Genomic DNA, 7,151 nt, shown 5'->3' on the forward strand with positions numbered 1-7,151 from the left:
ATACTCAGGTTTTGGGTTAAAGTTTCACTAAGTCTGTTAAAGTTTGGCATGGTCTGATTCGTCTTAAAAATTACTATTATGCCTTTGCTTTAACAGACTTTTTTGTTTTTTTTGTCGTGTGCAGAGATTATATCTAATTAAAGGAATGCCTCATGTTGTAAAAGAAGTTACTAAGACCTTACCTTTATTAGCAGGTCTAAGATTTTCATCTGAACCTCAATATACCTGTTAGTAGGTGAATATGTAGTGAATACTTATTATATTGATAGGAGCGCATTCAGATAATGAGTATGAATCTAGTATATAACAGCCTAATACCTTACTAACAATTTCCTTACGCTGAGATAATGAGATTTCAGCATTGTAAAAATAGACACTAAACTTAAAATCTAACTTTAGGTTATAATCATTTACCACTTCACCTAGGTCATATACAATATAAGACAAGTAAAATCCATAGTATCATTAAGTTTAAGGCTATTTAAGTAATTCTGGTAAAAGTCGAAATTCTACTTAATCTAAAATATTGAATAAAAATGTGCATTATATATTGCTATACTAATGTGTGTTTAGTTTTGTGTGATTTGAAAACTCTTTCAAACGTAACTTAGCTTCAGTCTGAAGATGTTTTTTAGATACGTTCTCCGACTTAACACAATACTGTCTGTAGTATTGGGAATACCCCCAAATTTAAAACACCAAATAAGTAGAACTAAGCTGCCATATTAAGTTTTTGAATCGGCGTAAAGCCACCATTGCCCATATTGGGTCTTTCATTACTATAGTGATTGAGCCAATCATTTGGCACAGCAAGTGTTTGTAGTTTATCTAGCTTAATATGGCGTTTAGGCTTTTTTCTTAAGTTTAATTCAAGCTCACGGTAGATACGATAAACTCGCTTATGGTTGTAAGGTAATCCGAGTATACTTCTTAAGTATAGAAAACATAGCTTAAAGCCCCAGTTTTTATGGTTGTTTGTTAAATCAATTAATAGCTTAGCTATTTGCTCATTCACATCCGTTGTCTTTGGCTGATAGTAATAGCAGGTTATGCTGATGCTAAATATCAGACAGGCTAGGCGGATGCTTATATTACGGTCATCAACGTAATATTTAGCCAAGTCTTTGCGCCTAGAGGGCGCTACCAATTTTTTGACATGGCATCCTGCAAGATGTCTGATTTAAGACGATCTTCGGCGTACATTTTTTTAAGACAATCGTTCTCAGCCTCTAATTCTTTAAAATAGGCAATCATTGAGACATCCACATCCATACACCCCATATTTGCTTCTCTATCTGTAGAAGGTGCTTTGGCTTATATTGTGTTCACGTAGTATGTCACTGACAGGTGCGCCTTATTGTGCTTGTTTGAGTATATTAAGAATCTTTTTTGTATCGAAATCTCCTGCTGGTATTTTAGCAGTTAGTTTCTACTTTTACGTAGGGTTATTTTTTTGGGTGATTAACATAGCGAGTTTAGACAAATTTTCTATTAGCTAAAGATATAACCAATTCCGGTAACTTAAATAGCGGAGTTCCAAAAGAACTATCAGCTAGAAACATAATAAGGTGCTCTTATAATCAAAGGAATAGACACAATGAAATATCTTAAACAATCATAGCTCTACATTTTTTCCAAAATGATTTTCTACGAGCAATTAATATAGACTGATCATAACTTTTTGAAACTTTATAATTTAAACTACCTAATTCGAATCTTAACTGCTGAGAATTTAAAAGTTCAATAATCTTGTTTGTAAGAGCATTAGAGTCTTTTGCATGCACTAAAAAGTCGCTAGGTATTAGCTCAGCTACTCCACCAACATCCGAAGCTACAGACGGTAACCCTACACTCATTGCCTCAATGAGAGCTCTTGGTAATCCTTCAGTATAACTAGGTTGTATATATAAATCTAAAGACTCAAGCCATCCTAAAACTTCCTTATTGCCTTTTAATCTGCCTTTGAAAAATATATTTTTATCAACTTTCAGGTCCTTCGCTAATTGCATGTATTCTGTCAAAAGTGTCCCCGAACCAACAATATGAAGGTCTACATTGAATCCATACTTCTGTAGTTGGCAAATAGACCTAATAGCTTCTCTAATGCCTTTATAGTGGTTATTATAATCTCCTATGAGCCCTATTTTTACTATATTACCTTTGAACTGGTAGTTATCATAACTAAGATTTTTTTCAGGAATATCTATCTCTATGTTAGAGGCATAGCTGCTATAGCTTTTAGTAGGATATTTACGCTGAAGTGCAGTTTTAGTAACGTAAATTACACCATCTGCTTGTTTTATAAAAAACTGGTTTAATTTGAAAAATACTTGTGTAAAGCCCTTATATAGTAAGTTTGGATTATCTTTTGAGGTCAGTAAGGCGTCTTGGGCATCGCCTGCGACTTCGATAAAAAACTTTTTCTTAAAAAGCAAATTAAGAGTCAATCCAAAAACACCCAAAAAGCTAGGTAATCTAGTTACAATAAAATCTGAATCTTTAATTTCGCTTGAAAAAAGAGTTAAGTTTTTTATTAAATGAATTGAAAATGCTCTTGAAAAAAATAAACCCTTAATAGGCTTAAAATTTACATTCTCTAGGGTCATTTCAGTGGCTTTATGAAGAGATTCCGGAGAATTATAAAACTCCATTCTACTTATAACTGTTAACTTATCTTCAGGTGTTATATAACGACTGAATACACTATCTGTCATCCTTGATTTAGAATAGATGTTTCCACGGTAGTTAATAAACCTATTATCATAAATGTATAGGCATTTAAGACTTGACTTATTCATGGTTTTCCTAGTTGTAGATTAGTGATCTTGTGTTATTTCTGAGCTATATATTTATTTGATAAGATAATAAGTGATCAGTAGACCTGCTAGAGGGATAAATAGGTTTTATAATAGATTAAATATTACACAGCCGTGCAGTGAATCTACCAAAAGTTTTTTTATGACTGAACTTTTCAGTCGCTTTTTTACGCATAGACATACTCTTCTCAGGTCGCTCGTTATATAGTTTAATTAAGGCTTTTGCAAAAGCATGGGAGTCCATAGGAGAGTAAAGGTTTTCATCATCGAAAACAGTTTCTTGAATAGATGGTATATTAGAGGCTACATATGGTAAACCTATTATTAATGCTTCAATTAATGAATTTGGTTGCCCCTCGGTTATTGATGGAAAGAAAAAGCAATTCATTGTTTCTAGGAAACTTGGTATATCTTCTCTGTTTTCGAATAATAGCACTTTGCCGGATAAGTCTCTGCTGACTACCTCAGAAGTTAAATTTTTTTTCACGCCATTACCGCATAAAATAAAATAAATATCACTATGAGTTTTTATTAGTTTTTCAGCAACATTTAAAATTGTCTTATGATTTTTAGCAGGATTATACCTCCCAGTATGGCCTATGATAAATGAGCTACTATCTATATTTAGACTTTGCCTTAAATCGATGCGCTTACTTAAGAATTGCCCAGCATCAATGCCATTATTAATAACTTCAAATTTAGGTGCTAAATCTAAGTCTACACAAAAATAATTATCTAGGGCGGCTTTTGAGTTAGATAGAATATCAGTTGCGAAAATCTTTACCAGTAGGTTCATTAAAGAGTTATACTTATTTCGTAAAAAAGTAGGAGGAAATCGACTTGTTGATGATCTATAAAATGCGATTCTTTTAGGTACAGCTGCTAGATATGCTACTAATAGACTTAGCCCGGAAAAATTACCTGTAAAGTCACAGACAGCACTAATTCGTTTTCTCTTATAGAAAAAGAAAAGATTCTTTAAATTCACAATATTAAAGTAACCAACTTTTAAACGAATAATTTCGATATTTGGAATCTCTAGAAATCTACTTTCAAGTTGTCCAGTAGTGCCGGACTTACAAATAATATATGACTTCTTAAAGTTATGAGATTCATGTGTGAGGTATCTTAAAAGGTAGTTTTCAATACCTCCACTATCCAAATTAGTTACAAGAAAAGCTGTATTCATATCACTACCTTTTAATATATTTAAGTTTGATAAACTATCAGTTTTTACTTAAAATCACTAGGTCCTAGTTTATAAAACCTTTTATCGCCAGCCAGATACAACCTATATTCAATGGAGTTAAACTAAGAAATATTTGTTTTCAGCTTTATTGAAAATAATAGATGGAAAAAAATAACATAAATAGATATTTTATATAAATAAAATATAGTACCTCTATTAATATTAAAAGCTAACATTACAAGTATACAGTATAATAATACGTAGAAAATATTGAAATTTTTAGCTTCCTTAAAGCACTTTTTTGAATATAAACCAAAAATAAACATAACAAGAAAAGTAATATATAAACCGTAGTTAATATATAAATCGCCTAAAATTTCTGATCCTTCACCATAACTGGCATATCTTCCTTGTCCTAAATACGTAAAGTATGAGGCCGAACTATGATACGAGGAATCGAGCTGTAGTAAATCAATTATAAAAGAAGGTCCAAAAGGTATAATTCCAGCTAATGTAGAAATATGTGTTTTTCCTTTTAAATAATCCTCCTTTTCGGGGAATACATCGAGAGCCCTATATTGAATTCGCACTGACGAAGCTAATTCATCTGTAATGTTATCTCTTCTATTAGAAGTTTCAAGTGTATCGAGTCCTCTTTGAAACATATTGCGGTCGTCAAGACTATCTTCATCCCCAACTCTCCCTAGACCTATAATTGTGAATATAAAAGCACCAACTATAATACTAGTAGCTATGTGTCTCAAAGCAAGCTTTTTTACGAATAGAGAGTACGAGGTAGCTATCACTAAGAGTAAACCTAATACAACACCTCTATCACCCGCTAAGAAAAATAAAGTTATGAAAAGAAGCAGGTTTGTAATAAAAAGTTTGTTGTATTTGAGCTGGTTAATAATCTTAAAGTATGAGCTATCGTATGGAATTTGAGAGAAAAAATACACTATTCTTAAAATTAAAAGAGCATTAAGTAGTGCAAGCATGTAAGTTGCGATTGCACCCCAAGACTCTAAATCATACAGACCTTTGAGTAGTATACTACCAGCGCTATAAAGTAATCCTATCAGGGACAAGGTCGTTATTATATCAAGCATCCTCTTTTTTTTATTTGATATGATAAATCTACTAGAGGGCTTATACCTTAACTTAATCAGTGAGTAGCCAACCAACCAAATATTCATTGAGACAACGCTCATCCATGTAGCGTAATTAACTACATCTTTATTTATCCAAATATGAAAATCTCTGGTTGGCTCTATACCCAATGATGCCAAAAAGGGAATTTGCAGATGTACAATGGTAAAACCTAGAATAAAGAATACATCGAACCTCATCCAGTTGTTATCACTAACTCGGGTGGTCAAGAAGTGGTAGAGTATTAATAAAAAGTATATTACTGAAAAGTTAAAGACGGATATACGGCTGAATACTTCAAATTTCTCAGGTTTTAAAAATATTAGTAATACTAAAGAGGATATATAGAATAAATTTTTTATCATTATTACATCGTTTTTAAGTAGAATGAAGAGTTACTATCATTTTATTTCGAATATATGCTCTATTCAATTATAGTTTACGCATACTAATGTTGAATATACATAAAAAATATTATAAGTTATTTCCATTTTATATATAATAAGCCTGTTAGTTATTTAAGCTTCAAGCTTTCAATGTATCGTAATTGGGTAAAAACGATCTATACTAAATTCTTAGCTTATTTGGAGATACCTCCAAATTTAAAACACTAAATCAGTAGAACTAAGCTGCCATATAAAGTTTCTGAGTCGGCGTAAAGCCACCATTACCTATATTGGGTCTCTCGTTATTATAGTGATTGAGCCAAGTTTGGGCCTGCTGTTTCAATTGATCTAAACTATCAAACAACTCCTGATTAAGCCAATCATAACATACTGTTTTATTAAAGCGCTCAACATAGGCGTTTTGCTTAGGATTAAGAGGTTCAATATATTCAATGATAATCTCTTGTTCATCAGCCCAGTCCTTTAAATTATTGCTGATATATTCAGGGCCATTATCACACCTGATTTGATCAAGCTTACCACGGCACTCCATGAGCTGATTTAAACTGCGTATCACTCTTTGAGCAGGTAGTGAGAAGTCGACCTCTATGGTTAATGCTTCACGATTAAAGTCATCAATGACATTAAAGGATCTAATAGACCTACCATCGGTTAAGGCATCGTGCATAAAGTCCATACTCCAGCTTTGATTGATGCAAGTGGGCAACAGCAAGCTTTTTAGGTTTGTCTCGCTTAATACGGCGTTTAGGCTTTATTCTCAGGTTTAATTCAAGCTCACAGTAGATACGATAGACACGCTTATGGTTGTAAGGCAATCCCAATACACTTCTTAGATATAGAAAACATAGCTTACAGCCCCAGTTTTTATGGTCGTTTGTCAGTTCAATCAATAGCTTGGCTATCTGTTCATTCTCATCCGCTGTCTTTGGTTGATAGTAATAGCAGGTTGTGCTGATGTTAAATATCAGACAAGCCAAGCGTATACTAACGGCTTTGGCTTTGATGTAATGCTGAGCAAGCTCTTTGCGCCTAGAGGGCGCTACCATTTTTTTTGACATAGCGTCCTGTAAGATATCTGATTTTAGACATTCCTCGGCGTACATCTTTTTCAGACGAGCGTTCTCAGCCTCTAATTCTCTTTAAGACGGATAATTAGTGAGGCATCCACACCGCCGTACTTGTATCGCCAGTTGTAAAAAGTACTTTGGTTAATATTATATGCACGCATTATGTCACTTACAGGTACGCCTTGTTCTGCCTGTTTGAGTATATTTACAATCTGTGTGCCGGTAAATCTTGATTTTTTTATGTCAAGATCTCCTGCTAGTATTTTTAGCAGTTAGTTTCTACTTTTACGTGTTAATACTTCTTGGGATGATTACCATTTGTCAGAAAAAAGATATCTAAATAGTATATTTCTTCTCTGCACACGACAAAAAAATCATCCCCACCCGATTTTCATAGGTTTAGGGGTTAAAAAGCTAACTAACTGTCGAAGTACAGTCTTATCATTGTTAAAAAACACCAAACGAAGACCCTCAATCAACACATCCAGGCCAAGCGCAAACAAACTGGCTTGAGGTCGAGCGT

General features: G+C 33.2%; 3 protein-coding genes and 2 pseudogenes. All 5 read right to left on the bottom strand.

Translation table 11 applies throughout. The features are described from left to right. Positions 1 to 802 precede the first annotated feature (802 nt). Positions 803 to 1,414, bottom strand: a pseudogene (locus tag JFC07_RS12720) (transposase); the annotation flags it as partial. A 193-nt stretch (positions 1,415 to 1,607) separates the two neighbouring features. Further along, the gene (locus JFC07_RS12725) at positions 1,608 to 2,798 is read right to left on the bottom strand and encodes a glycosyltransferase (protein WP_198329195.1); all 1,191 of its coding nucleotides are present in this window, start codon (positions 2,796 to 2,798) and stop codon (positions 1,608 to 1,610) included. Positions 2,799 to 2,913: 115 nt separating this feature from the next. Continuing rightward, entirely contained in the window at positions 2,914 to 4,005 is a 1,092-nt protein-coding gene (locus tag JFC07_RS12730) for a glycosyltransferase (protein WP_198329196.1), read from the bottom strand. A gap of 122 nt (positions 4,006 to 4,127) precedes the next feature. Further along, positions 4,128 to 5,354, bottom strand: a complete 1,227-nt coding sequence (locus JFC07_RS12735; protein ID WP_198329197.1) for an O-antigen polymerase — start codon at positions 5,352 to 5,354, stop codon at positions 4,128 to 4,130. Between the two features lie 424 nt (positions 5,355 to 5,778). Further along, a pseudogene (locus tag JFC07_RS12740) lies at positions 5,779 to 6,870 on the bottom strand (IS3 family transposase). Positions 6,871 to 7,151: the final 281 nt, after the last annotated feature.

It is taken from the genome of Psychrobacter faecalis (assembly GCF_016107575.1).
GTDB classification, from domain to species: Bacteria; Pseudomonadota; Gammaproteobacteria; order Pseudomonadales; family Moraxellaceae; genus Psychrobacter; species Psychrobacter faecalis.

Excerpts from the sequence above, each read along its gene's own strand:
- JFC07_RS12735 (WP_198329197.1), bottom strand. The coding sequence starts at position 5,354 with ATGAGGTTCGATGTATTCTTTATTCTAGGTTTTACCATTGTACATCTG.
- JFC07_RS12725 (WP_198329195.1), bottom strand. The coding sequence starts at position 2,798 with ATGAATAAGTCAAGTCTTAAATGCCTATACATTTATGATAATAGGTTT.
- JFC07_RS12730 (WP_198329196.1), bottom strand. The coding sequence starts at position 4,005 with ATGAATACAGCTTTTCTTGTAACTAATTTGGATAGTGGAGGTATTGAA.